Source organism: Pseudomonas sp. GT1P32 (genome assembly GCF_054897805.1).
On sequence record NZ_CM142704.1, the window covers coordinates 2,748,042 to 2,774,502 of the forward strand.

Below are 26,461 nucleotides of genomic sequence, written 5' to 3' on the forward strand. Positions count from 1 at the left end.
CCCGACTCAAGGTCGGGGCAAATATTTATGCTGTCGATTATTAACCAGATGGCCAGAAAAAGTAGCCTGTGGGAGACCTTCAAGTCACCACGGACGCCATCTTGCGCGACGTCACTTCAGTTCAATGCGATCGGCATGAATGACGATCTGGCCATTCTTGTACAACGCGCCGATGGCCTTCTTGAAGTTGCCCTTGCTGACACCGAACATGCTGGTGATCACCGCTGGATCGCTCTTGTCGCTCACCGGCAGCGCGCCGTTGTTGTCGCGCAACTTGGCGAGGATCTTCGAGTTCAGGCTGGTGGCGGCTTCTTCGCCCACTGGTTGCAGGCTCAGGCTGATCTTGCCGTCGGCACGGACTTCTTTGATGAAGCCCTTCTCTTCTTTACCGGCGCGCATGAACTTGAAGATTTCGTTCTTGTGGATCAAGCCCCAGTGCTTGTTGTTGATGATTGCCTTGAAGCCCATATCGGTGGCTTCGGCAACCAGCAGATCAACTTCCTGGCCAGGGGTGTAGTTGGCCGGGGTCTTGTCCAGGTAACGGTCCAGACGCGCGGTCGCGGTGATACGACGGGTGTGCTTGTCGAGGTAGACATGCACCACAACGTACTCGCCCGCGGTCATCTGACGCTTTTCTTCGGAAAACGGCAGCAACAGATCCTTCGGCAAGCCCCAATCCAGGAAGACGCCGATGCTGTTGACTTCAACGACTTTCAAACTGGCGAATTCACCGACCTGAACTTTCGGCTTTTCGGTAGTTGCGATGAGTTTGTCATCGCTGTCCAGATAAATAAAAACGTTGAGCCAGTCTTCATCTTCGCTGGGAATATCTTTGGGAATATAACGATTAGGCAGAAGGATTTCGCCGTCCGCACCACCGTCCAGATATAAACCGAAGTTAGTGTGTTTAACCACTTGCAAACTGTTGTAACGCCCGACTAAAGCCATTTCCAATACCCTCATTGCGTGGGCGGCATTCTACCCGTTTTTGCAGGCCGCGTTGGGCGCCCGGCCCGGTGGCGCGAGAAAATCCTCTGGGGGCCTTAATTTTCCTGGGGTTTGACAGGCGGGTCTGGCCGCTCGTCAGGCCAACCTGTCGATTCATCGCCCTTCCAGCCAGGTAAAAATCCATTCTTCCCCACCGATGTTCTTATTTAAAACAGCAGCTTAGGAACATAACTCGAATAATAACTTGCGATTAATGGCGCTTTTGTGATGTGTATTTCAGGGGGATATTTGCCAAGCAATTGTCAAGTATTTCCTGTACGATGCGTGGCCAAGTTAATTTTCTACAGGTTAATGGCCGCCATGCGCGTAAAAGCATCCACCAGCAAAGCAAAGCCAGCTCCAGCCGTTGAAACCAGCGAATCGATCAACAATCAGATTGCTGCGTTCCTCAAATCCGGCGGCGAGATCCAGCAAATTGCCAAAGGCGTCAGCGGCCAGACGTTCGGCCCGTCCAAGCAGATCACCTTGGGCAAAAAATAACACCCGCGTTACCTGGTCCCTAAGCGCTTTGAGCTTCGAAGCGCTTGGACTGGAACCCTCCCCGCAACACCCCGCCAAACCCATCAATATTTCAAAAATCGACGAACGGCCCTCGATGCCGAGCATTCGCCGGTATGCTTGCACACGTCTAGATTAAGCGTTTCAGCAGTTTTTGTTTCTGCTCCTCGCTGTCATGGAGTGACGCATGCTCAAACCCTCTCTTTTCTTGCTTGGCAGTCTGCTGTTGTGTTCGGCCGCCAACGCGCAAATCTTCCAGCGTGAACTGGGTGACTTCGACCTCAAGCTCGGCACCACCCCCAGCCGCAGCATGGCCCAAGGGCTGGTCAAACCCTCGACCACCGGCTCTTTTCACGGCGGGCTCGATCTGAGCCACGACAGCGGCTTCTACTTCGGCCAATGGTCACCGAGCATGGGGTTGAGTCCGGGCAACAACCTTGAAGTTGATTCCTACGTGGGGTTTAAACAGCCCTTCGATCAAACCCTCGGTTACGAAGTCGGCATGATCCGTTACAGCTACCCCAAAGTGGACACTCTCAACACCCAGGAACTTTTTGGCGGCCTGACCCTGCTGGGCAGCCGTTTCGGCGCAGCGTTCAGCAACGATCCGGACAAACAGAACAGCACCGTGTTCGCCGACCTCCGTGGCAATCAGCCGTTCGGCGTCGGGATCAGCATGAAATACACCACTCATCAGCTCAACACCCCGGTGTCGGTGGATGGTGGGTACGTAGGCAGTTTCACCGACTGGTCGCTGACACTGTCCCGCCCTTTCATGGGCATCGACCTTGACCTGATCTACAGCGACTCGAGCCTCAGCGGCAGCGACTGCTCGGCCTATTCCGGGCACAACAGTCAGTGCGATGGCCTGGTCACCCTCAAGGCTGAACGCGCGTTTTATTGATTGGCTGAACTGGCAGGCTCATCCTGCGATCACATGAGAACCTACGCTTTCGCAAGGACTCGCCCATGTCGCGCTGGTTGAAGTGTCTCGCCGTCGTCATCACCCTCAGTCTTGCCCTCGGTGCCTGCAGCCGCATGGGCCTGGCCTATCGCAACCTCGACGTGATCATCCCGTGGACGCTCAGCGATTACCTGGACATGAACGGCGAGCAAAAAGGCTGGCTCAACGAGCGCCTCAAGGAACACCTGAGCTGGCACTGCACCACGCAACTGCCAGGCTATCTCGACTGGCTGGACCGTTTGCAGGTGATGGTCGAAACCAATCAGGTCACTGACGCCGCGCTGCAATCCCGCACCCAGGAAGCCAAACAAGCCATCGCCCAGACCGCCCGGGAAATCACCCCGTCAGCCATCGAGTTGTTGCAGGGGCTGGACGACAAACAAGTCGCGGAAATGAACGAAGCCTTTGCCAAGGACCAGCGCAAACGCCAGCAGGACTACGTGAAACCGTCGCTCGTTCAGCAGATCAAGGAACGTAGCGAGCGCATGGAAAAACGTCTGGATGGCTGGATCGGACCGCTGAGCCCGACCCAACAACAACGGGTCGTTGCCTGGTCAAATGCGTTGGGCGACCAGAACACGCAATGGATTGCCAACCGAGTGCATTGGCAGAAACAGTTCAGCGCGGCGGTTGCGCAGCGTCAGAGTCCTGAATTCCCACAGCGCATCGAGACGCTTCTGGTGAATCGCGAGAGCTTATGGACACCCGATTACCGCAAGGCCTACGCCAACACCGAAGCTCAGGCACGAAGCCTGTTTGTGGATTTGATGGCCGAAAGCACACCGGCTCAACGCCAGCGGCTGCTTAAGAAAATCGAAGGCGTGCGCAAAGACTTCAACGACTTGAAGTGCCTGAAAGCCGCGAAGCAGGGATAGTCCCCCACCACAATCCCCTGTAGGAGCTGGCTTGCCAGCGATGAGGCCGTTACATCCAACATCCATGCTGGCTGAAAGACCGCAATCGCTGGCAAGCCAGCTCCTACAAGGGATATGCGGGCTCTTCAGGCAATTTGCGCGTGGGACGCCACCTCATCAAACGTCACCTCATCCAGCGCATCGTCCTGCTCATCCAGCACCTGCCGCGGATGATCATTGCCCGGAATGCTGCTATCGATCAGGCTCAACAACCTTGAACCCCGCATCGTCAGCCTGTAATTCGAACCGGTTCCACCCTGCTCTTCAGGTCGAGGCTCGATATAGCCACGCGCCAACAGTAACTTTTCATACTCGCCGGCCACCGCTTTCAGGTGATCCAGGTTCTCAGTCTCTTCGCCCTCCGTGGCTTTCTCCGCCGCGTACTGCTCGGCATAGGGCCGTGGCGTGAAGCTGGGTGCTGCGTTCTGCACTTCGTGCAGCAGGCGTTCAATCAAATCCCAGTTATAAGTCGTCATCCTGTCCAACCTCCAAAACCTGTGAGTGTGATGGCCTTCATAGCTTGTGACCGACAGTGCTCGCCGCCGTTCAGCGCAGTTCTTTAACGGCGCTGACCGGCGGTATGTCGAATTTGGCATAGGTCAAACGACAAGGTTGTGTCAGTCACCGCCCAGCATTGCGCAGGAGAAAACCCGATGAACGTTCAGAACCATCCGGTCGTGTCGCGAGAAGAATGGCTCGCCGCCCGCAAACAACACCTGGCCCACGAAAAAGCCTTCACCCGGGAACGGGACAAACTCAGCGCCGAACGCCGCGCCCTGCCCTGGGTGAAAATCAGCAAGGACTATCACTTCCAGGGCCCCAATGGTGAATTGAAGCTGGCCGACCTGTTCGGCGGTCGCAGCCAACTGGTCATCTACCACTTCATGTTTGCCGACGGTTGGGACGAAGGCTGCCCTGGTTGCTCATTCCTGTCCGACCACATCGACGGTGCCAACCAGCACTTGGCGCATCATGACGTGGCGGTGGTGGCGGTTTCTCACGCCCCCTTCGCCGAATTCCAGGCGTTCAAGCGACGCATGGGCTGGAAATTCGACTGGGTATCGTCAGAAGGTTGCGACTTTAACTATGACTTTGGCGTCTCGGCCCGAGCTGAAGATGTTGCCGCCGGAAGAGCCACCTACAACTACGAAAAAACTGACGGCGCCGAAGAAGAGCTCCCTGGCCTCAGCGTGTTTTATCGCAACGAAGCAGGCGAGATTTTTCACACCTATTCAACTTACGCCCGTGGCCTGGACATGCTGGTCGGCGCCTATAACTACCTTGACCTGACACCCAAGGGGCGCAACGAAGAGCAGATCATGGAATGGGTGAAGCATCATGATCGGTATGAAGACAAAGCTTCTTCGAGCTGCTGTCACGGGGGATGAATCGCATCGTGATGCACGCCTGAATTCCCCTCGCGTCGAAACGTCTGCGACTAGTGGAAGTCATCGGTAGTCGTTTGCAAGCGCAAGCTGTGAAGCAAATGAAAAGGGCGACCTATTGGTCGCCCTTTTCATGGAGTACAAAAAACTGCGTACATCACGCGACGACGCCAACAATTCCATCCTCAACATTCTCGAAGTAATACAACCCTTCCAGCACACCAGAAATAGCTGACAATTCGAAAAGAACTTCAGAGGTGAATGAAACAGGCAACACCAAGCGCAATGCCTGCAACTCTGAAGGGTACGCAGACCATGCCGGTTGGAACATCCCGCCCCAGAACGTCACGCATCCAGCTGTTCCGACAAACACAACCGGCTGCAGATCACCGATATGGTCACTCGCGCGCCAATACACATAACCCACGTAACGCGAACCATCTTGCCCTTCAAAAACAGTTCTGACGATGATTTGAAAGTCGGCCTCAATCACTTCTCTTGAGGGCACCGGGCGAACCGTCAGTTCGTTCTGCACGGTATCGTCCATTGGGAAATACCAAACTCCTTGGGCAAGCAGATCCTGTGCAGTCAAGTCGTATATCTGTTTGTCACACATAGCGTATCTGCAAGCCCCGGCTCAAAAAAAGCGCTTACTTAGGAATGATAATGGGGATGATCATCGGCGAAGGCGCCGCTGGCGGGTTCATCATCCCTTCGCTTTTCACGACAAGCACACCCTTGCTCTTGATCGATTCGAATAACCGCTCGGTCGCCGCACTATCGCCATAACCACCTTCGTCAATCGAAGCACTCAGCGCCAACTGTCGGCGCGCCTCGGTCAATTGGACCTGACTGGCGCGGAGGAATGAAGCAATCGAAATCGTTTTAAGCGTCGACAAATCAACGTGCACGATCTCCACATACTTCAGCGCCTTGGCGTCCCAACCCTGCACATACAGCTCATTCGCAGTCAGCGCATAGGTACAGAAATGGTAACTGCCGGTATTTGAGCCAGGCGTCGCGACGATCAGCGTGCACCGCCCGTGCTGAAGAATCGGACCAGTCAATGCAGGGAAATCCTGAACAATCTGCGCAGGGAATTGAGCCCGATCGTAATAGATCGTCGCCTTGTCATAGGGCGTGGTGTTGCACCCCGAGAGCAGTACCGACGCAGCCAAGAGAAACCAGTAAGCCAAAAAACGCATTGAGTAGTCCCTTACAAGATAAGAAAAACATTGAGTTTCGGGTGGCGATGGATCACCCATTTACTGCGCGCGACTACTTCACCGGTATATACGAATACCCCTTCACCATGGCTTTCCCGTCCTTGGCATCCCTCACCCGCACCATCTCCGCCGCGTACTCCTGCGTGTATTCAACGAAGTACTCTTTACCCGGCTCGACCGAGAGGGTCAGAAATACGTTTCGGGGATGCGGACGCGGCCCGGCCGATACCTTGTGCAGGCCCGGACTCACCAGCACCCAGGAATAGGTCTTGTCATTAAGCCCCACCACCGCACTGTCATTGATGCTGAACACGCTGTCATAAAAGCTGCCTTGAATGACCTGGGTCCGCATCATGTAAACCAACGCCTTGCCCTGAGGTGGCGCCGGTGGCTCGAAATAAGGCTGGCTGGAGCTAGTGTGACCGCAGCCAACCAACAACAGCATGAGCAACAACGCCGGAATACTTTTCATTACTGCGCTCATTTGTTTTGCCCCAGTAACTGATTGAGCACCGGCCCCATCTTCTCCTCGACCGACGCCACTTTGGACGGATCAAAACCGCCCTCGCCCGTCAGGTGGTATTGCCCGAAACCGATCTGTTGATCGCCCTTGAAGAGCCGGACATTGGCATCGGACAAGTACGGGGAAAAGTCCCAGGAACGAATAGCGGTGTAAGTCAGGCGATACTCACAGCTGTCCGGAATGGGCGTGGCGTAAAGCCGACTGTCGATGTTGTGCTTGCGCAACAACGTCTGCAGGCCATCGACGAAATCGCCCACCACCACTTTCGGGTTCTCTTCGATGCAGAGTTGGGAGATTTTATATTGAGGAGCGACCGGCTCGACTTTGATGTTGGTACAACCGGCCAATACCAGTAGAAGGCTTGCCGTGATGGCTCTGGACAGCATATTCGGTCCCTGAATCCAGAATGATGGCGCAATGATGCCGCATACTAGATCAGCAGAATTTCGGGGTCAATTTACGTCGTTTGACGCGGAGCAGTTCGCAAGAAGCTCGCGTTTAGGCCCCACGAGAACGGCACTGTTCTCAGCAAAAATTGCGCAGCCAATGAAAACGGGCGACCTTTTGGGTCGCCCGTTTTTTTATCGCGTGAGCAATAGATGAATCCACTTCACACCGCAGGTACGCTCGCCACGGGAATACGTTGATCAGGCTGGGTGACATCGTAAACATGCTGTTCGCAATTGGTGCCAATAAACTGGAACTCAACCAGGTAAACCTTGGCTCTTTCCGGGATGAAGGAACTTTGCAGCGGACCGCAGCTATACAAGCCGCTTGCCACCCTGCTATTCGAATATCCCGACACCTGAAACGCCTTATCGGCATCGGCCTGTGCTTCCAACTGCGGGAAGCGTTTAACCGTGGCACTGTTGGCCACTTCGTTGAGTTTGGCGATCCAGCCGAACACCTTGCCCTGGCCCGAATCCACTACAGTTCCAAGCAACTCCATACGCTGGTCAGGATCGGCGGCACGCTTGACTGAAAACTGTACGGGATGGGTGCTGCCTGTAGCTTTCATGATGACCTTGGCGTGCTGGGCATCGACTGTCACCGTGTTCTGGCGCAGTTGAATGCCGTCTTTCAGCAGGCTGGGGGAAGAGTCCCTGACGTTGGAATGGCAGCCGGTCAATGCGACAGCCAGGGTCAGTGGTAGCAGTGTGATTTTCTTCACGACGTATAGATTTCCTTATAAACGCGTATCTTTTGACTGATAAGAGGACTTACACCAAGTGGCACGTTCTAAACGCTGAACCACTGAACGCGGCGGGGAGATTTTGCAGGGAAAAATGGGAGAAAATTGAGGCCAGACCACGTTTTCTACCTAAAAGCTGAGAGTTTACTCGGTCTCCCAGCATCAAGATACGTGCTTTGCGAGGCATACAGTGAGTCCTTTCATACAAGTCAAACCGAATGCTTAGTCAACCCAAGAAAAATGTAACTCCTCTATATCCCCTATCATTTCGGCCAATCAAAATATGCCTCAGACAACGTAGTCCGCCCCCATCATCCCCACTAATTAATAATATCCAGCAACTTACCCTTAAGGACACTTGCAGATTTAACCGCATTAGGATCCACCGCCAAATCATCTTCACTCTCTAATAATAGAGACATCATTTTTTTGGCGAGAATAATATTCCCACTCCAATAGTGTGGCGATAACCGCGATACCGCCCCCAGCAACTCAGCATCATCTATGAACCCCGACAGCAAATTTTTCTCTAGAGTAGAAACCACTATTGGCAATAAGTCAGATATAAATAATTCTTGCCTCACTGCACGACATAGATCCTCCATCGGAAGATTTTCAAGAGGTATATCGCGAATGGATAGATACCATTGAGTCAAGGATGACATTTCAGCCTCGGGTTGCCACGAGCTATTATTTTCTTTCGCTACTGACCGAAATGTCTTTTTCATATACCCACCCCAGAAATTGCACCTTCAATTAGTTTAATCGGGAAAAGTTGGGCCAGACCACGTTTACCACCCAAAAACTGAATATTTTCTCGACCTCCCCGGGCATCCTATCTGGGCTCACCGTCCAGATATAACGTGATCGAACGCTGACTAAATACTCCTAAACACCCACCACCATCCCCCCCTTTAAAAATCTCTTTAGATAATAAACCTTGATTCATATTCCATACTAAACAGGTGCTGTTTCTGTTGGCTTTTTACCTAACCTATGACTTTAAAAGCCTCAGTTATTTTCTTTACCACTCCCCCATCCACATTTTTCTCCATGGAAATGAAACATCCTTCAAATGACCCGCTCGTCAAAATCAACTTATGCCCCGCATAACAAACAACAACCAACACTGAATACGGGCCAAACTCACGACTTTCCACTTTAGATTTTAAAGCTCTAAGTACAACATCAACAAACTCTTCAAACCGCTCCTCCTCATACCCCTCAAAAAACATGAACCGATTTGACTCAGAGCACGACTCAGAAACATTCATACGTCTACATCCATAAACCATTATAGAAAAAAGTGGCCAGACCACGTTTCCAATCTAAAAAATTGAATATTAGTTCGGTCTCCCGGCATCAAGATAAGTGCTTTTCGAGGAAAGTGGTAAGTCCTTTCATATAAGTCAAACCGAAAGCTTAGCCAACCTAAGAAAAAAAAACTCCTTTCTATACCCATCATTTCAACTAATAAAAATACGCCTCAGAAAATGTGGTTTGTCCCCTTTTATCCTATGAACTTCGAGAGGTCGACGAGCGAGGAGTTGGATTCGATCAGGTATTTGTTGGCCGGGCTTCGGCTCTGGGTGAGCGGGCCGTAATCACCTTGAGGCAGGCGGAAACTCGGGAGTGAGGTCGGATCGGTGCCGTCGAAGATGCCGATGAAAATTGCGGGATGAATGAAAACGGGCAATCTGTTAGGTCGCCCGTTTAACTCTTCGCTCCTTACTTTAGCGGCCCCAACACTTTATTAGTGAAAAAGCGTGTCGTTTCGTCTGAGGCAGGTTCCATCCCAAAATAACAATTAACAAGCTTAAACTGTTTATTTATTTCTTTTGAATACGCAAACAAATCACCAACCATATCAGCACTGAACAACCCGACATCATTCTCATAAAAACTAATATCAAGATCAAAAGTATCTTCATATTTAACAATCCGTACGAGTGCTGATTTCACACTCATATCAGTAAATCTTAAGTTCTCAACATTGACAAAAATACTGACTGCCGCATCAAACTCAATCGCAGCCCTGATGAAGTCGAGCTGAATATTTCCATTACTCCAAACCGGAAAACCCTCTGAACACTCGGCACCAACGATTGTCTCAGAGTCAGAAATAATCGTCTCCAGCAATGGCAAGACTAGGTCCTTGCCGACATCTTCAAACACAATTTCCAACAAGCCGGCCATAATGCCTCCGTCAATCAATACACCCTGCGGACGCCCATGAGAAAAATGGGGGCAGACCACGTTCCCCTATCATTTCGGCCAATCAAAATATGCTTAGAGAATGTGACCCATCTTAATTACAAAAACGTGGTCTGTCCCCGTTACCCTTTCGCATAACTCAACCCGAAAGCTTTGCCAACCTAATAAAAAATATAACCCCCTTCTATTCCTCACAATTTTGGCTAATAAAAATATGCATAAAAAAAATAGGTCTGCTCCCGCCTCCCCAAAAAAACGTGGTCAGTCCTCGTTATCCGTGCTGGATGAGCATCAAGCAAGACTTCAAGCAGGAAGCTTGGCTAATAGTTCATTCACTTTGGTGGTATCTTCTGGATGAAGTTGAAGGTACTTCTCGCAAGCCAGCCTCACAAGGCTGTAACCATCCGCTTCAGAAACAATAGTTTCGCCATCAAAAACACCAAACATTAAACCATCAAATCTCAACTCATCATCTGAACCGTCTAAATCCGGTAGATGAAAGTAAGCCTCATCGAAACAAAAACCAATACCATCAGTAAGCAAAGACAATCCGCACAAAAACTTCTTACTCATATTTATAGAGTTAAAGAACTCCTTAACAACCCAAAATTCATCATTACCACAATCAACCCACTTAAAAAGATATTCACTTAAAACCCCTTCGCCTGCGGAATTACTAGCCATTTAGTTAGCCTCCGGAAAAAGTTTTTTACGGTCTTACCGGCCAAGGAAAAATGGGGACAGACCACGTTTTCTATACAGGAAATGTGGTCTGTCCCCGTTATCCCCCCAGTCGAGTGGTGTTCTTTGTTGTTCTGGTGGTAATCGTTCCAATTTCTTTTGCACCACTTAAGCAACCGAGAACGATGAAAAATAAAACGATAATTTTCCATCTTCAAGATCACTCAATTGATAACGCATCCTATCAAAGCCAGAATCCAGCTTATTAACGTTCATATGCATCAGCTGAGTTAATCCGCCGCCAAAATCACGGGACGTAAATTGGCTAATATCAATGAATCTGATACGCACGACATCAGCCCCTACCTTTTCAGAGGCCGAAATCGATAGAGATAAATCATAAGCCATCCCATCCTCATTCAACTGAATACTAATTGCATGCAAGCAGTTGTGAGCAACAAGCAATTCATTCAATTCTGGAAGACTAATCATTATTGACCCTCGTCTCTTTCCCATTGGAGCCATAGCCTGGACCATATTCATAGGTATGCGTGTGCGGGTCGGAATGATATTCCGCAGGCTTTCCTTGGTCCCCATATCCGTGATTAGTGTAATCCGTTCTTTTAACCTGCCGGCCATACTGGTCGTACTCGATCACAGACTCTTCCAGTTTCCCAGTCGCGGGGTTGTACCTCTCCTGGGGAAAATGGGGTCAGACCACGTTTTTCATCTAAAAAACTAAATGCTTGCTCGGTCTCCCGGCATCAGGATACGTGCTCTGCGAGGCATATGGTGAGTACTTTCATACAAATAAAATCGAAAGCTTAGCCAAACCAATAAAAATAAAACCCCTCTCTATGCCTCATCATTTCGGCTAGTAAAAATACGCCTCAGAAAATGTGATCTGTCTCCTTCTTATAATCTTTCCCTCAGCAGTTACAACTGGAGAAATACCTTTTACACCAAAGCCTGCTTACTCTTCATAGCGAGAGTCTTCTCGCATAAGCCGTAAAACCTCAGACCAGTTCCATAACACCCCTGGAATGTGACTCTCTGGAACTAACTTCCCTCGCTCACTCTCAGGAAAACCATCCATTGCTGTTTTGCAATGGCGATAGAACAGATTGAAACACTCACCTGAGACCTTATCTAAAATGATAAAGCTCTGTGCCTGCTCATCTAGCGCTTCGTATATTGTTCTCATACAGCTTTCTTGGTTTTTAGTGAAAAACTTCCTTGTGCCTTCAACAATACAATCAAAAACACCACCTGACGTCCCCCAACCCGACTTGTCATTTATCGATATATACATACCCATAATTTTCACCGCAGAATTAATATTTTATCTTGCTGTTCCGAGGTTAGCAATTTTATCCAGCCGTTAACCATACCCTGATTTCCGGGTGTAAGATTCCTATAATCAATTGGAACGATATCCGCCTTATCCAAATGGGGAAAATGGGGACAAACCACGTTTTCCATACAGGAAATGTGGTCTGTCCCCGTTATCCCCTTCTTTCGTCAAGAAGCCCACTGAGTTCTCTCGGGAAAATCGCCACTTCTCATAAGACGAATTAGCTTCATAGCAGCTCTTTGCGACCATTCTCCATTCATATCGAGAGGGCACTCTTTCAACACATGAATAGTCCCACCCTTCTTCCCAAGCCGGATTACCCCAATCTCAAGATCCCTACCGAACGTGTATTCAACATACTCTTCAGTTTCTGCCACTTTATCCATTTCAATATAAAATGCCATACAACCTCTCTCAGCTCCCTAGTGGACTCGGGTACCGAATCTGTGTTTTATCATGCGAAACACCATAGTCAACTTTAAAAACGCCTTCAAATCTAGCTTCAAAATACTCATGCTTAAACAACTGGACGTCTTCTGCCTTGTAGGTTCCATTTTGGAATCTAGACCATGCGTCAGCGATACCTGCATCCGGATCAAAACGCCCTACACTTCCATCACGCATTATAGAAAAATGGGGACAGACCACGTTTCTATACCGGAAATGTGGTCTGCCCCCCTTAACCCCTCTAACCTTCAACCTGGCTTCCCTCAGGTAAAAAGAAATGGGCCGTTAACCAACAGGTAGCCATTGATGCGGCGAACAGCACCAGTAATTCAATAACATAGTCCGAATACTGGGCCCCCTTGATGTTTTGCACCACATTTGAAATAAACAACAACACCCACGACGCGGCCACACAGCTTCCAAAAAAGGAAACAACCATACAGTTACGAGGTGTCTTCTTGACTTTAATTAATACAATCACCGATGCGTAAGCCAGAAATGGCAGGAAGAAAGCCAACTGTATGAGAAGCGGAGTCAAAAACGGCATCAACAGCAATTCAGCCCCCCTCACCGAACCTAGCAATTTTGGATTACTAACTAACTCGGCGAGTGCTGCTGCTGTTTTGATAATTCCAGCAATGAATCCAAGTATTAGCGGACAAAGAAAAAAGCCAGGAAAACTTTACGACGAGGATAAATAACTTCACTCATGGCGCACTACCTTGGATTTTACAGTACCCCAGTAATTTGCAACCAAACTCCACCCGAGACGTGTAGAAAATGTAATCTGCCCCCCGTTATCTTATTTTCTATTTATTAAAGGCTTTTGTAGAAATACTGCCACACTCCAAATTTACCAAATAGTCAACTCCATTCCAATTAGCCGCAACCAACCCCTCATCCTTATCACGAAAAATCACGACGTAGGGTTTGTCCATCTCGGTCCCATGAGGACTTTCTGCAATTTGCCAAATAACTTTACCCCCCCTTGCCACCGCAAATACATTTCTATTAAAAATAACACCAATCGGTGGTTCAACCCTAACCGCAAGCAAATTACCACACACCACAACTTCACCAACCGTATACGGAAGATCAACCAACTTTCCACCGATGACAAGTCTCCCATCCTCAACACGAAACTCAACCGTACTCATTGTCTAAGCCTCACAGTATTTGTAAATGCCGATTCAGGCAGCCGTTGCAGCAGCTCATATTGCGTGGCATTTCCTACGCCATCAAAAACTGGATTCACAGTACCCGTCCTAATTCTAGTGCCAGCAGGCACATTGACCTCGGAAACAAACGTAGGCAGTTCAGGTAGCGCATATTTCGATTTAATCTGCGCAGCGGTCAACCCCTCAATAGCTTCGGGTTTCATCATCCAGGAGCGAGCCATATTGCTTTCACCATGAACCCGAACGTAGACATCATCTACAGTATTTGTAAATTCGGTAACTCTCGTACCCGGTTTGTATGGTGGAGACCAGCCATCAGGGAATGTCGCATTTACGTCAGAAGCCAGACGATAGCTTATCTCAGTTCTGCGCGCATACTTCCCAACTGGAGAGGCATCCTCTGCCGTCTTCACCACGCCACCTACGGCTCCCGAGGGTTTGATCTTTGGAATCCTCAGGCTGGCAGCATTCAAGGCTCCGACCACGATATTGGCGATTCCATTCCAGGTATCACCGTCGTAGACCTGGCCTGCGCCGTAGCCAGCTTGGAGTACGCCATTCGCTGCAGCGGCGACCCGAATCATCGTGCCGAGATTACCCGTCAGAAAATAGAGTGCTGGTGTCCCCAAGTCGCTCATGGCCTGCATTTCACGATTGATGCGCAGGTAGCCTTGAGCATCGCGATACAACATTTCGCTGGCGCTCTGGTCCCTGGACCAAAAGATGTTGCCGACTGACACACCGTCCTGAGCCCTCAAACCATCGGCGTAGGCAATTCGCTCCTGCAGAGTACCGCCCGCAAACGGGTAATCCCGATAAGGAACTGGGCCGTTTTCCAACAAGTTGGCGATGCTGGCCTTGGCGGACTCTTCTCCGTATTTGAGGCTCTGCTCATAGCCGTACACCTGCAGGTATGCCACTAACTCGTTTTTTTCTGACATAGACAGGGACGCAGGATCGGCGTGAAAGCGCGCTAACAACCCATCACTGCGTTGATCTGCCCCCTGCAGCGCCATTATCTTTTTGGCCGCATCCAGGCTCTTGGTTTCCTCGTACTCCTTGAGAGCTCTGTCTCGCTCTGCTTGAGAGTGATTACCAAGGAAGTTGTACCGGGTGCCATTTTCAGCCACTTCCGCAGCAACGTTGAGATCCCCATTGGAGGCCGCAGCCCCCAGTACGCCGACGATCTTCGATAGCGCGACCAGATTTGCTTCCGCCTGGATGTATTCGGGCGTGCCAGGCTTGAGATTCGAAGGCAGCAGCTTATCCCCAAGCAAGCCGATCAGAGCTTCGTTGGCACCACCTGCTATCGCGCCCGTGCGGAAGTCGCCCCCCATGGCCTCTGCCATCAACCCGCCCAAGGCCGAGTGAAGGAGAATTTTCTCCAGGCTACCGTCTACGGGTACCAGATCACCAATTTTTCCAGCGCCGTAGGCCCCGCCAACGCTCGCCGCTGTGCTGAGCAACGAAGTTGCGAGATTGTCCTTGAAGCTACCGCCATAGACGGCAGTTTTGATGGCAGCATCCGCGGTCACTTTCAAAGCGACCACCTTCAGGCTCTCGGTATTGAGGCCAACCGCCTTGGGGTTGTATTTGAGCCCCTGCGTAACGCCTGCCGTCGCCACCGAGACTGCATACCCTTTCAGGCTGTCCTTGGAAGTGACGTCCTTGAGCACCGCGCCGAGGTTGCCTCGGTTATCAATGGTACTGACCGTGGCCTTGGTCGCTACGCTTATCGCTCCAGCCTGCAACATCGCGTTCATGCTAGCCATCATCGGCCCCATCACGGCCGCCAAGGCAATGGCAATGATCAACTGCGACGCGGGACCTAGCCCCGAGTTGTTGTACTTGAACGACTCATAGATTTCCTTGACCTGCCTCCAGTCAACATCCCCCCGTGCCTCCGCCTGCTTCAGCCAAGCCAATTGCGGATCAGCCTGGACCATCGCATCAATGGTCTGACTGACGGTTTGGCGATCCACTTGTTTGATGTCGATCTTCAGACCGTCGACGGCTTTGATCACGATGTTGCCTTTGGCAATCATCTGGGTCTGGCGCAATGTCTCGTCGGTATTGCCCTTGCCTTTGGATGAGTTCCAGAAAGCGTCGTTATCACTCTTGGTGTGGCTTTCATCATGAAGGTCTTTCACCGCCTCAAAAGTGATGCTCCCACCACTGTCCAGCGTAATATCCTTACCACTCTCAAGCTTGGCCACCTGATACAACTGATCCCCGCCACTCTCCAGCGTCAGGTTCCCTCCGCTGGTGATGTGACTGCCGACATTTTTCACATCCGTCACTTCGTCACGCTTGGTTTTCTTCGCCCCAAACGCACCTTTGGCCTTCATGTCATACAGCGTGTAATCCTTGTTCTCAGCGGCGAGCACATTGAGGTTGTTACCGGCGTAAACGTAGGCCTCGTTGCCTGCTGTCAGGTTACTCGCCAGCAGCGTTACATCCCCTGCGGCCTTGACGGACAGATTCCCACCCGCACTAAACTCGCTGGCGACCTGACGAGTCTGGTCATCGATCTCATGAACCTTTTTGTTGCCCTTCTTGTAGCGGCTCTCAAGGTTGTGTTCGTCCTCGGCCGAGATCAGGTTGATGTCGCCGTCGGCGCTGGCGTTCAGGTCCTTTCCGGCACTGGCCTTGCTGGCGACGGAGTTGAGGTCGCGGCCGGCGTGCAGGGTCAGGTTGCCCGCGGCGGTTACGCTGGAGCCCAACTGGGTGAGGGTTTCTTCGGTGCGCATGCCGCGACGCAGGGCGTCGCGGGTGACGGTGCGGTCTTCCACTGCGAGCAGGTTGATGTCGTTGCCGGCGGTCAACGTGGCATCGCCGCCGCTGCTGACCCGGCCTTTGTTGGTCAGGTTGTTCGCGGCGTTGATGGTCAGTTTTGAACCGGCGCTGATGCTGCCGCCGGCATCGACCTGCGTGGCGCTGCCGGCGCCGATGTTGAAGGTTGTGGCGGTGCGGTCGTTGGTGATGTCGCCTTTGAGGCTGGTGAGGCTGACCTTGTCGGCGCGGATTTCCCCGGCCATGGCGTTGCGGATGCTGTCTTGCGCCAGCAGGGTCAGGTTGGCGTTGGCCTGCGCCAGGCCGCCCTGCAAGATGCTGCCGCCGCTCAAGGCGCTGAGGTCTTCACTGGCGCGCAATGTCCCGACGTTTTTCAGATCACCGCCGGTGATCATCTCTACGTTGCGCCCCTGAATCAGGCTGCCGCCGCGCAGATTTCGCGAGTCGACTTTGGCCAGGTACAGCACCGGCACCAGCACGGTTTCGCCGTTGATGACCCGTTCTTCCATCCAGACGATGTCGTGGGTCAGGGCGGCCACCTGCTGCGAGGTCAGCATGACGCCGACACTCAGGTTCAGGGCGTTCTTGCTGCTGATGGCGTTGTCCATCAGGTACTGGAATTGTTCGTAGTCGCTGCTCAGGCCATCGGCGAGGAAGCGCTGGCCGGTCTGGGCGCGCACGGCGTCGGCAATCAGTCGGGTTTCGTAGCGGCCGTCGCCCAGTCGGCGCGCGGCCTGGTCGGGGTCGTAGCCCAGCTTGCCGATCAAGTAGTCCGAGCTCATGAACTTCGAGAGGTCGACGAGCGAGGGGTTGGTTTCGATCAGGTATTTGTTGGCCGGGTTGCGGCTCTGGGTGAACAGGCCGTAATCGCCTTGAGGCAGGCGGAAACTCGGGAGCGAGGTCGGGTCGATGCCGACGAAGGCTGCGCCGGTAAAATCGACCGGGACAAAGCTGACTTTTACGCTGCCGTCGACAGCGACGGTTTCAATGCGTTTGACGTCCTTCAACGGGCCCGGGCTGCCCACCGGGCTGGCCAGGATTATTTGCTGGCCACCGGCGCCAAAGGCCTGGCTGTCGAGGCTGGCGCCGATGAGCTGGGCGTTCCCCTGGTTGGTGAGGCTGCCGTTGACCAGCTCACCACTGACGTTCAGTTTCAGCGTGCCACCGGCCTGCACGGTGCCGACATGGGTCGTGTTGTTGCCGGGCAGGATGGTGTTGGTGATGTTCTCGATCGGGTATTTCGTCACCTCGATCGGAATCGGCGCCTGATTGGCGAGTGGCTGCCCGGCGTAGCTGGCGTTCCAGGCGTTGGTCGCGGCCTCGGTGACCCGGTAGGCACTCTTGCTGACGTCACTCAGGAAGGGATAAAAAGAGATAGACCTCAACTTTATTAATAAAAATTTGGACTACCCCCGATATATCCGCCTCAGAAAATGTGATCTGCCCCCGTTATCTCGGCTTTGGCTAACTACATCATTTGTTTAACGGGGTTGCAGGCCCGTGAAGCGGGTCATGAACATCGCTTTCAAAGCAATAGCCTTAAACGCCGACGGGTGTTGTCGCTGTGGCGGCTGGGTTTGGAATACTGGGGTAGCGGATGCGGCTCAAACTCTCGAAAAACCTTGGAGAGGCTTGAGCACGCGTTGCGAACCGAGGTACATCAATAGGTGCGGGCGTTGGGGTAGATTTGTGGGGATCTCTCAGGGTCTGCCCCCGTTACCCCCCTAACTTCTTGATTTGTCGTAAGAAAAATCGGGGATTCCTCAGGGTCTGTCCCCGTTATCCCTTGAATAAACGTCCCCAACTAGACTGGGGACTTCTTTGAGTAACGCTCTTCTAATCTTTCAGCAGACCTTAGAACACCATCCCCATCATCAGGAAAGAAAGCAGAGTAAACATCAGCTGCAATTTTCATCAGGGAAACGTAATCAGGCACTGGGATACTTGAAGTTTCCACTTCGCCCAAAAAGAAACTGACCTCACTGAAATCTTCTGGATCGTCCCAGTCCTGATCAAGAGAGTAAAAAAATCCTTCACTCACAGAGAAGCCAACCCCCCGCGATGCGTCATAGATAAACGCTGGGAAATTAGTCCTCCCTCTCGCTATAGAAGCCTCTATCAATTCGTAAAGGTCTTCATAATCCAGGCCAGTTGCAGTAAATGACTCCTTGAGGCTCTCAAGCCAAGCCAATCTAGCCATCAGTTTGTCCTCGGCGGCATAGTGATAAAGGAGTTTGTTATTTCTCCAGTCTTGCTATTACGTGTCACTTGGAAGTGATAGCCATCAACTTTAATACTAGCTTCTCTCAACGCCGGATTGGCTTTAAACAAAGACTCAGCTTGGATTGCCGCTCGACTAGACATATCAGCCACCTTGCTATCCGGCAGAACCTTTGGATCGTAAGTCGTTTTCGTGGATGTAGGCTTATACCCCCCCATCAACTCGCCCTTAGTATTGGTTCTAGGCAACTGATAGCTATACTCAACAAGGCCAGGATAACGGACATCCGTGATTTTGTTGGAGATTTTCGCACCAGTTATTTCAACCGACTCTAGGAAGGCATCGTGGTTGTGAGCACCAGAAATCGTCCCCGCCTTACTATTTCGCACGCCAATCTGGGTGTTATGACCGAGAACTGACTCGCCAAAGTTCTTCGAAAGTGTAGAAGCTGCTTGACCTCCAATCGTTCCAATTTCTTTTGCACCACCAGCAGCGCCCGCACCCGCCGGATTTCGACCAATGAGCGCCATCGCAGCCGCAGATGTCAGCCCGGTCATCATGTTCGCTCGATCCTGCAGAGACAACTGCCGCCCGGCCTGTTGATCAAGCCAACTGGTGTCCTTGACCCATTGATCGATACCGGCCCTTTCATCAGGTGTCAACCAGCCTTCCTTGACGTACTTCGCGAAAGCCATCTGCTTATCCGAAGTAAACATTGCTCCCCACGGATCAACCCCCTCCGACGGGACTGCAATCAACCCTGGATTGCCGGTAAGCAGCCCTGGCATATCGTACGAAATGTTACGCCGCAGGAAATCCATCAAGTCCTTGGCAACGGGGGTGTCCAGCGAGACCGCGCTTTTCTGAATATCCTCCACACACGCCCTGTTTCCGCAGGCGTTCATAGCCATCGAGCGCTGGGTCGACAGTTTTTCGTACTGTCCGACGATTTCGCGGATGTTTGCTGCGCTACAACCCTTAGTCGCGCGGCACCCCTGAAGCTCTTTTAGCAATCGCTCTGCGGAAGGATGATCGAGATTGTTGTACTGCGTAGCGTTCGCCGTCACCGCCGCAGCGGCAGACGCATCGCCTCCCGTAATAGCCGCGGACAACACGCCGATCAGTTGAGAGGCCGCCAGCAACTTACTCACACCTTGTAGATATTCAGGGCTGTCTCTGTCTACCCCTACCGGTAGCAACTTATCGGCAAGGAACTCAACAACGGCTTCGTTTGCCCCCGCCGCCAGTGCCCCGGTCCGAAAGTCCCCGCCCATCGCTTCCGCCATCAACCCGCCGAGCGCCGCGTGCATTGCTACTTTCGTCAATTTTCCATTTTCGAACAGGGTTACATCGCCGATTTTGTTGGCCGCAAGTGCACCACCAATGGCAATCCCAGTACTCAATGTCGCTTCGAGCAGATTGTCTGCCAAGCTACCGCCCATAATGGCTGTTCTGGCCGCCGTGTCGGCTGCAATTTTGATTGCTACTGCCTTTACTCCCGCCGAATCAAACGACAATTCGGTAGGGACGAAGCCAAATTGCGAGGCGATACCCGCGGTTGCACCCGCCAGAACGTAGCCTTTGAGATTTTCAGATGAGAAGACGTCTTTGACGGCTGCTCCAAGATTGCCTTTGTTGTTAATCGTGCTGACCGCTGCGGTGCTAGCCATGGAAGTCAGCACGCCGGTCGCAATCACGTTGCCCAGTCCGGCAGCCGTAGCCGATGTGGCAGCAGCGGTGGCGGTGGCTGCGGTGGCTGCCGAAGCCGCCGCCATGGTGCCACCGGCGGAAGCTCCCATCGCGGTACTGGCAGATGCCACTGCGGTGCTCGCCGCCCCAGCCGTCAATACCGTCACAATAATAATGATCGCCAGCATCGCGCCCTGGCCCAGGCTGGAGTTACTGTATTTAAAGGACTCGTGTGTCTCCTTGATCAGTTGCCAATCCACATCCCCACGCTTCTCGGCCTCTTTAAGCCATGCAAGTTGCGGATCGGCCTTAACCATCGCATCGATGGTCTGACTTACCGATTGTTGATCGACCTGTTTGATGTCGATTTTCAGGCCTTCGACCGCTTTGATCACCAACCGCCCCTGAGCTACCAGTTGGCTTTGGCGCAATGTTTCGTCGGTATTGCCCTTACCCTTGGCGCTCGTCCATGCGAGGTTGTTGCTGCTCTTTATATGACTTTCGTCATGCAGATCCTTCACCGCCTCAAACGTGATGCTCCCACCACTGTCCAGCGTAATGTCCTTACCACTCTCAAGCTTGGCCACCTGATACAACTGGTCCCCACCGCTCTCCAGCGTCAGGTTCCCTCCGCTGGTAATCTGACTGCCGATGTTTTTCACATCCGTCACTTCATCGCGGCGAGTTGCCTTGCTGCCCCAACTCCCCTTTTTCTTCATGTCATACAGCGTGTAATCCCTGTTTTCCGCGGCGAGCACGTTGAGGTTGTTGCCGGCGTAAACGTAGGCCTCGTTGCCTGCTGTCAAGTTACTGGCCCGCAGCGTTACATCCCCTGCGGCCTTGACGGACAAATTCCCACCCGCACTAAACTCGCTGGCCACCTGACGAGTCTGGTCATCGATCTCATGAACCTTTTTGTTGCCCTTCTTGTAGCGGCTCTCAAGGTTGTGTTCGTCCTCGGCCGAGATCAGGTTGATGTCGCCGTCGGCGCTGGCGTTCAAGTCCTTTCCAGCACTGGCCTTGCTGGCCACGGAGTTGAGGTCGCGGCCGGCGTGCAGGGTCAGGTTTCCCGCGGCGGTTACGCTGGAGCCCAATTGGGTGAGGGTTTCTTCGGTGCGCATGCCGCGACGCAGGGCGTCGCGGGTGACGGTGCGGTCTTCCACTGCGAGCAGGTTGATGTCGTTGCCGGCGGTCAACGTGGCATCGCCGCCGCTGCTGATCCGGCCTTTGCTGGTCAGGTTGTTCGCCGCGTTGATCGTCAGTTTTGAACCGGCGCTGATGCTGCTGCCGGCATCGACCTGCGTGGCGCTGCCGGCACCGATGTTGAATGTCGTGGCGGTGCGGTCGTTGACGATGTCGCCTTTGAGGCTGGTGAGGTTGACCTTGTCGGCGCGGATTTCCCCGGCCATGGCGTTGCGGATGCTGTCTTGCGCCAGCAGGGTCAGGTTGGCGTTGGCTTGCGCCAGGCCGCCCTGCAAGATGCTGCCGCCGCTCAAGGCGCTGAGGTCTTCACTGGCGCGCAATGTCCCGACGTTTTTCAGATCACCGCCGGTGATCATCTCTACGTTGCGCCCCTGAATCAGGCTGCCGCCGCGCAGATTGCGCGAGTCGACTTTGGCCAGGTACAGCACCGGCACCAGCACGGTTTCGCCGTTGACGACCCGTTCTTCCATCCAGACGATGTCGTGGGTCAGGGCGGCCACCTGCTGCGAGGTCAGCATGACGCCGACGTTCAGGTTCAGGGCGTTTTTGCTGCTGATGGCGTTGTCCATCAGGTACTGGAATTGCTCGTAGTCGCTGCTCAGGCCATCGGCGAGGAAGCGCTGGCCGGTCTGGGCGCGCACGGCGTCGGCAATCAGTCGGGTTTCGTAGCGGCCGTCGCCCAGTCGGCGCGCGGCCTGGTCGGGGTCGTAGCCCAGCTTGCCGATCAAGTAGTCCGAGCTCATGAACTTCGAGAGGTCGACGAGCGAGGGGTTGGTTTCGATCAGGTATTTGTTGGCCGGGTTGCGGCTCTGGGTGAACAGGCCGTAATCGCCTTGAGGCAGGCGGAAACTCGGGAGCGAAGTCGGGTCGATGCCGACGAAGGCTGCGCCGGTAAAATCGACCGGGACAAAGCTGACTTTTACGCTGCCGTCGACAGCGACGGTTTCAATGCGCTTGACGTCCTTCAACGGGCCCGGGCTGCCCACCGGGCTGGCGAGGATTATTTGCTGGCCACCGGCACCAATGGCCTGGCTGTCGAGGGTGGCGCCGATGAGCTGGGCGTTCCCCTGGTTGGTGAGGCTGCCGTTGACCAGCTCACCGCTGACGTTCAGTTTCAGCGTGCCACCGGCCTGCACGGTGCCGACATGGGTCGTGTTGTTGCCGGGCATGATGGTGTTGGTGATGTTCTCGATCGGGTATTTCGTCACCTCGATCGGAATCGGCGCCTGATTGGCGAGGGGCTGCCCGGCGTAGCTGGCGTTCCAGGCGTTGGTCGCGGCCTCGGTGACCCGGTAGGTACTCTTGCTGACGCCGCCGAGGAAGTAGTTGATGTTCTCTTCGCGATTGTCGAGGGTGAAACCACGGTTATAAAAATTGCTGGCCGTGATGGTCGTGTGGCGGTTGGCGGCCAGCAGGCTCTGGCCGTTGGTGACGGTGACCGCGTCTAGCAGCAGGTCCTGGTTAGCCAGCAGTCGCGACGCCGGGGAGTCCTTGAGAATGCTGCCTTCGTAAAGGGTGCGGACGATGTAATAGCCGGAGTGAGTACCGCCGCTGCAATCGGTGCAGTTGATCACGATGCGGCGGCTGGCGATGCTTTGGGTGGCTTCGAATTCGGCCTTTTCGTTGGTCAGCTCGCGCACCTTGATGTCGATGTCACTGCCGCTTTCGATGCTGCCGGAGCGGTTGATCAACTGGCTGGCCTTGCTGCCATCCAGGGCCGCGAAGCTGAGTTTTCCTTTGCTGTAGAAGTCGGCGTAGCGGTTAAGCAGACTGTCGGCGCGCAAGGTCATGTCGGCGCCGCTGAAGATCAGGCTGTCCGCCCGGTTGTTGATGTCTCGGGTAGCGCTGAGGGTGAGGAGCTGCTGCGCGCCAAGGGTGCCGCCGTTGTCGATGCGGTCGGCGACGACGCTCAGATTGGCGCTGGAGGTCAACCGGCCGAGGTTGTCGAGCGTGCCGCTCAGGACCAGTTCGCCGTTGCTGGCACTGGCGATTCGGCCGCCGTTCTGGGTCACGTTGGCCGCTTTGATTTTCAACGCCTGCTGGGTCGAAATCAGCCCTTGGTTTGTCAGGTTGCCGGACAGCTTGAGTGTGAGGTCGCCGTCGCTGAGCAACTCGCCGGCATTGCTCAGGCTGACCGCATCCAGGCTCAGGCTGCTGGCGCTGGCAATGCGGTCACCGGCTTGCAGGGCGATGCTTTGCAGGCCGCTGATATCCAGCGCACCGTTGACATGCCAAAGGCCGATACCGTCGACGTTTGTGATGTTCCAGTCGCCACTGCCGAGACCGACCAAACGGCCCTGGGCGCTGAACAGGCTGGCGGAGTTCACGCTGAACTGACCGGTGGCCGCGTGTTCGATCTGCCCGGCGCCGTTGCGCAAGGTGCCGGCCTGCAGGACGAAGTTGTCGCTGCCGATGGCGATGTGTCCGCCACGGTTATCCAGTTCGTTTTGCAGGGCGATTCGACTCAAATCACCAAAGTGCGCAAGCAGTCGGCCCCCGGCACTGTTGTCCAGGCTCTGTCCATCGAGCTGCAACTTCTGGCTGGCTTCGATCAAGCCACCTTGGTTGACCAGACGGTCCACCGTCAATTGCAGGTTGCCTGCCAGGCTGACAAGGCTGCCGCCACTGTTATCGACGTCACCCGCGGTCAGGCTGACGCTGCTCGCGCTAAGGGTGCCCGACTGGTTGTCCAGACGGCCCTGACTCAGATCGAGTTCAGCGTGGCTGCCACCGGCGGTGATGTTGCCTTGTTGGTTCTGTAGCCCTTTGGCTTTCAGTTTCAAGCCGTCGCTGCCCGCGAGCAGTTGGCCGCTGTCACGGTTATCAACGGCGGTTTTGGCGTCGACCTCCAGACGGTTGCCAAGCACTTGCCCGGCGCGGTTGTCCAGATTGCCTGATGTGGTGGTCACCGCCACTTTTTTCCCGACTACGACACCTGCGCGGTTGTCGACGCTGCCAGCCTTGAGTGCAACATCACCGTCGGTGGCTTGCAGCCGTCCCTGCTGGTTATTGACGGCTTGATCCACCGTCACGGTCAGCGCGCCGCTGTCCGCCACGACGCGGCCCTGCTGACTGTTGTCAAGGTGGGTGGCGGTAACGGTGACCGCCTTGCCGAGCATCGCACCGTTCTGGTTGATGACCGTTGCGCCGCTGACCACCAGATCAGTCTTCGCCTGAAGGGTGCCTTCGGTGTTGTCGAGCCGTTCGCCGACCGTCACTTTGGTGACAGCCGCGTTCGCGCTCATCAGCCCCTTGCGATTATCGAAATCTTTTTCGACGTTGGCGGTGAGCTGGTGCGCAGCAATAACCTGACCCGCGTTGCGCAGGTTTTTGGCGTCGATCTGCACGTCGCCCGTCAGGTTGTGGGTGTTGTCGGCATTGATCCCGGCTTCGATGATGCCGAGGTTGGTCAGTTGGCCGTTACTGGCCAGCATCACGTTGCCGCCTGCCGCGATGCTCTTCTGATTGAACAGGTCTTCACTGGCCGTGACGTTCAGGTTGCCGCCGGCGTACAGCGGGCCATCCGCTTGCACACTTTGCGCCTTGACTGTGAGCGTGCCGCTGGCGCCGGTGGTCGCCAGTGTCAGCTTGCCATTGGCGTCGAGGTTGAGATCACCGGCACTGGTCGCCATCTCCCCGCTGAGCTTGACGCCCACGCCCTGCTCGGTGCCCACCAGTTTGATCGCACCGGCGTACATGCCGCCGAGCGCGCTGCTGTCGATTGCCAACGTTGGCGCTGTGGAACCGTCCGCCGCCAGTGCCTTGACCGACAGGCTGGTGGCATCAACGTTGTTGCGCCCGGTAATGACGTTGAGTTTTTTTGCGTAGAGGTTGGCGTTGATCGTCGCCGAGCGGGTGATGAGGTCGAACTGATCGATGTTGCTCGCGTTGAGCCCGGCACCTTCGATGGCAATGCTGCCTTGATCGACCTGGAAGTGATCGACGCGACCCGCGCCATCAAGCACCGGTTTGCCGGTGGTCAAGGTCACGCGCGGGGTGTTGATGAAACCGCAGCCGTTGCAGGTGACGCCATAGGGGTTGGCGACGATGACGTGTGCCGACTGCCCCGCCACTTCGGTGTAACCGCGCAACTGGCTGGGGCTGCCGCCGATGACTTCGTTGAGGATCGTCTGCGCCGAACCGCTGTTTTTCAGGTTCGGGTTACCGATGATGATGCCGCCCAGTTGCGTGAGCGAAGTCTGCGCCGAGCCGTTGTTGAGAATCAGCCCCTGGGCGCTGACGTTGTAATCATGGAACTGGTTATGCGACAGACCGCTGCCATTGGGCGTGGCGATGTTGACGATTTGCACGCCGTTGCCGGCATGGTCCAGCGCGGTGCCCGGATTGGCGACCACAATGCCATCGGCCTGCGCCCACAGCGGCTGCCAGAACATGACGTTGGCCAGCAGGAACGCCACCCCTCGCTTGGGCAGGCCCCAGAAGTGCTCGCGGGTTTTCACCACGGCAGAAGACTGGCGAGCGAGGAAAGCGTATTGGCGAACGTCCATGTGGAAGGTCTCGATGCAGCGAAATCAGAAGAAGAAATCCACGCGGAAACAGTTCGGCGCTTCACGCTCGGCCAGGGTGTCCGGGCGTTCACGGATGAGGTCGGTTTCACCCGGAGCGGGAGCGGCATGAGCGAAAAATGCAGTGGAGAAAGGCGCAGAAAAGCCAGGCACTACCTCACCACGAGGGCGGATGAACACAGGTTCGATCCCTCGAAACGAAGAGTGATAGCAAAATAGTGGCGCGATATTAGAGGGCCACTATTCTGGCGTCAAATATTGAGTTCACGAGATAACGGAACCCGATGCGGTAATGGCGGAACTTTCACACCTGAGGAGGGCACGGCCAGCGCGGATCTGCCGGACAAGTACCAGTTGATCGATCAGCGAATGAGGGAGTTGGAAACAGCGGATGAAAAAGCCGAAAACTTACCTTGTAGGAGCCAGCTTGCTGGCGATTCGGTTG

Annotated in this window: 24 protein-coding genes and 2 pseudogenes; 5 read left to right on the plus strand and 21 right to left on the minus strand. The window is 54.0% G+C overall.

Going from position 1 to position 26,461, the window contains the following annotated elements:
* Positions 1-111: 111 nt before the first annotated feature.
* Positions 112-948, minus strand: a complete 837-nt coding sequence (locus ACYZUC_RS12570) for a CvfB family protein (RefSeq protein WP_008034266.1) — start codon at positions 946-948, stop codon at positions 112-114.
* Between the two features lie 351 nt (positions 949-1,299).
* On the opposite strand from ACYZUC_RS12570, the gene ACYZUC_RS12575 reads away from it, so the two are divergent.
* The 3 genes from ACYZUC_RS12575 to ACYZUC_RS12585 all read left to right on the plus strand — a co-directional run bounded on the left by ACYZUC_RS12575 (position 1,300) and on the right by ACYZUC_RS12585 (position 3,345).
* A complete protein-coding gene (locus ACYZUC_RS12575) occupies positions 1,300-1,488 on the plus strand; it encodes a hypothetical protein (RefSeq protein ID WP_028621608.1) in 189 nt (62 codons plus the stop codon).
* Positions 1,489-1,693: 205 nt separating this feature from the next.
* Positions 1,694-2,410, plus strand: coding sequence for a TorF family putative porin (locus ACYZUC_RS12580; RefSeq protein WP_280163253.1), 717 nt, complete (start codon positions 1,694-1,696; stop codon positions 2,408-2,410).
* A 65-nt stretch (positions 2,411-2,475) separates the two neighbouring features.
* The gene (locus tag ACYZUC_RS12585; protein ID WP_461996034.1) at positions 2,476-3,345 is read left to right on the plus strand and encodes a DUF6279 family lipoprotein; all 870 of its coding nucleotides are present in this window, start codon (positions 2,476-2,478) and stop codon (positions 3,343-3,345) included.
* A 125-nt stretch (positions 3,346-3,470) separates the two neighbouring features.
* Here ACYZUC_RS12585 and ACYZUC_RS12590 read toward each other — a convergent pair whose 3' ends face one another.
* Positions 3,471-3,860, minus strand: coding sequence for a hypothetical protein (locus ACYZUC_RS12590; protein WP_008034272.1), 390 nt, complete (start codon positions 3,858-3,860; stop codon positions 3,471-3,473).
* A gap of 177 nt (positions 3,861-4,037) precedes the next feature.
* Between ACYZUC_RS12590 and ACYZUC_RS12595 the strand changes: the two genes are divergently transcribed.
* Positions 4,038-4,772: a DUF899 domain-containing protein gene (locus ACYZUC_RS12595; protein ID WP_461996036.1), complete on the plus strand. Its 735-nt coding sequence runs from the start codon at positions 4,038-4,040 to the stop codon at positions 4,770-4,772.
* A gap of 154 nt (positions 4,773-4,926) precedes the next feature.
* On the opposite strand, the gene ACYZUC_RS12600 is transcribed toward ACYZUC_RS12595, so the two are convergent.
* The 16 genes and pseudogenes from ACYZUC_RS12600 to ACYZUC_RS12675 all read right to left on the minus strand — a co-directional run.
* Entirely contained in the window at positions 4,927-5,361 is a 435-nt protein-coding gene (locus ACYZUC_RS12600) for a hypothetical protein (RefSeq protein ID WP_461996038.1), read from the minus strand.
* 58 nt (positions 5,362-5,419) lie between these two features.
* Positions 5,420-5,974 carry a hypothetical protein gene (locus ACYZUC_RS12605; RefSeq protein WP_461996040.1) on the minus strand — a complete coding sequence of 185 codons (555 nt, stop codon included), beginning with the start codon at positions 5,972-5,974 and terminating at the stop codon, positions 5,420-5,422.
* A gap of 73 nt (positions 5,975-6,047) precedes the next feature.
* Positions 6,048-6,467 (minus strand): DUF2846 domain-containing protein, encoded by a 420-nt coding sequence (locus tag ACYZUC_RS12610; RefSeq protein WP_461996042.1) that lies wholly within the window; start codon positions 6,465-6,467, stop codon positions 6,048-6,050.
* 8 nt (positions 6,468-6,475) lie between these two features.
* On the minus strand, positions 6,476-6,904 hold the full coding sequence (locus ACYZUC_RS12615) for an Sbal_3080 family lipoprotein (RefSeq protein WP_461996044.1): 429 nt from the start codon (positions 6,902-6,904) through the stop codon (positions 6,476-6,478).
* A gap of 224 nt (positions 6,905-7,128) precedes the next feature.
* Complete coding sequence (locus ACYZUC_RS12620) at positions 7,129-7,689, minus strand: hypothetical protein (RefSeq protein WP_461996046.1); 561 nt, start codon at positions 7,687-7,689, stop codon at positions 7,129-7,131.
* Between the two features lie 341 nt (positions 7,690-8,030).
* Positions 8,031-8,438, minus strand: a complete 408-nt coding sequence (locus ACYZUC_RS12625) for a contact-dependent growth inhibition system immunity protein (RefSeq protein WP_461996048.1) — start codon at positions 8,436-8,438, stop codon at positions 8,031-8,033.
* A gap of 261 nt (positions 8,439-8,699) precedes the next feature.
* Entirely contained in the window at positions 8,700-8,984 is a 285-nt protein-coding gene (locus tag ACYZUC_RS12630; RefSeq protein WP_461996050.1) for a hypothetical protein, read from the minus strand.
* 454 nt (positions 8,985-9,438) lie between these two features.
* Positions 9,439-9,906: a hypothetical protein gene (locus ACYZUC_RS12635; protein WP_461996052.1), complete on the minus strand. Its 468-nt coding sequence runs from the start codon at positions 9,904-9,906 to the stop codon at positions 9,439-9,441.
* 321 nt (positions 9,907-10,227) lie between these two features.
* Entirely contained in the window at positions 10,228-10,608 is a 381-nt protein-coding gene (gene cdiI / locus ACYZUC_RS12640) for a ribonuclease toxin immunity protein CdiI (protein ID WP_461996053.1), read from the minus strand.
* Between the two features lie 165 nt (positions 10,609-10,773).
* On the minus strand, positions 10,774-11,097 hold the full coding sequence (locus ACYZUC_RS12645) for a hypothetical protein (protein WP_256676880.1): 324 nt from the start codon (positions 11,095-11,097) through the stop codon (positions 10,774-10,776).
* A 481-nt stretch (positions 11,098-11,578) separates the two neighbouring features.
* Positions 11,579-11,923, minus strand: a complete 345-nt coding sequence (locus ACYZUC_RS12650; RefSeq protein ID WP_461996056.1) for a hypothetical protein — start codon at positions 11,921-11,923, stop codon at positions 11,579-11,581.
* A gap of 5 nt (positions 11,924-11,928) precedes the next feature.
* Entirely contained in the window at positions 11,929-12,087 is a 159-nt protein-coding gene (locus ACYZUC_RS12655) for a hypothetical protein (RefSeq protein WP_461996058.1), read from the minus strand.
* Between the two features lie 39 nt (positions 12,088-12,126).
* Entirely contained in the window at positions 12,127-12,363 is a 237-nt protein-coding gene (locus ACYZUC_RS12660) for a hypothetical protein (RefSeq protein ID WP_461996060.1), read from the minus strand.
* A 284-nt stretch (positions 12,364-12,647) separates the two neighbouring features.
* A complete protein-coding gene (locus ACYZUC_RS12665; RefSeq protein WP_461996062.1) occupies positions 12,648-12,953 on the minus strand; it encodes a hypothetical protein in 306 nt (101 codons plus the stop codon).
* 262 nt (positions 12,954-13,215) lie between these two features.
* Entirely contained in the window at positions 13,216-13,563 is a 348-nt protein-coding gene (locus ACYZUC_RS12670) for a hypothetical protein (RefSeq protein ID WP_461996063.1), read from the minus strand.
* Positions 13,564-14,864: 1,301 nt separating this feature from the next.
* Positions 14,865-17,150 (minus strand): annotated as a pseudogene (locus tag ACYZUC_RS12675) (DUF637 domain-containing protein); the annotation flags it as partial.
* A 675-nt stretch (positions 17,151-17,825) separates the two neighbouring features.
* Between ACYZUC_RS12675 and ACYZUC_RS12680 the strand changes: the two are divergent.
* Positions 17,826-18,044, plus strand: a pseudogene (locus tag ACYZUC_RS12680) (IS4 family transposase); the annotation flags it as partial.
* A gap of 137 nt (positions 18,045-18,181) precedes the next feature.
* Here the strand turns inward: ACYZUC_RS12680 and ACYZUC_RS12685 are convergent.
* Genes ACYZUC_RS12685 through ACYZUC_RS12695 form a run of 3 tightly spaced genes read right to left on the minus strand, consistent with a single transcriptional unit; the run spans position 18,182 to position 26,169 of the window.
* Positions 18,182-18,577, minus strand: a complete 396-nt coding sequence (locus tag ACYZUC_RS12685; protein ID WP_461996065.1) for a hypothetical protein — start codon at positions 18,575-18,577, stop codon at positions 18,182-18,184.
* Complete coding sequence (locus ACYZUC_RS12690; RefSeq protein ID WP_461996067.1) at positions 18,577-25,998, minus strand: two-partner secretion domain-containing protein; 7,422 nt, start codon at positions 25,996-25,998, stop codon at positions 18,577-18,579. The genes ACYZUC_RS12685 and ACYZUC_RS12690 overlap by 1 nt, the downstream gene beginning before the upstream one ends.
* A gap of 24 nt (positions 25,999-26,022) precedes the next feature.
* Entirely contained in the window at positions 26,023-26,169 is a 147-nt protein-coding gene (locus tag ACYZUC_RS12695; protein ID WP_461996069.1) for a hypothetical protein, read from the minus strand.
* Between the last annotated feature and the right edge of the window lie 292 nt (positions 26,170-26,461).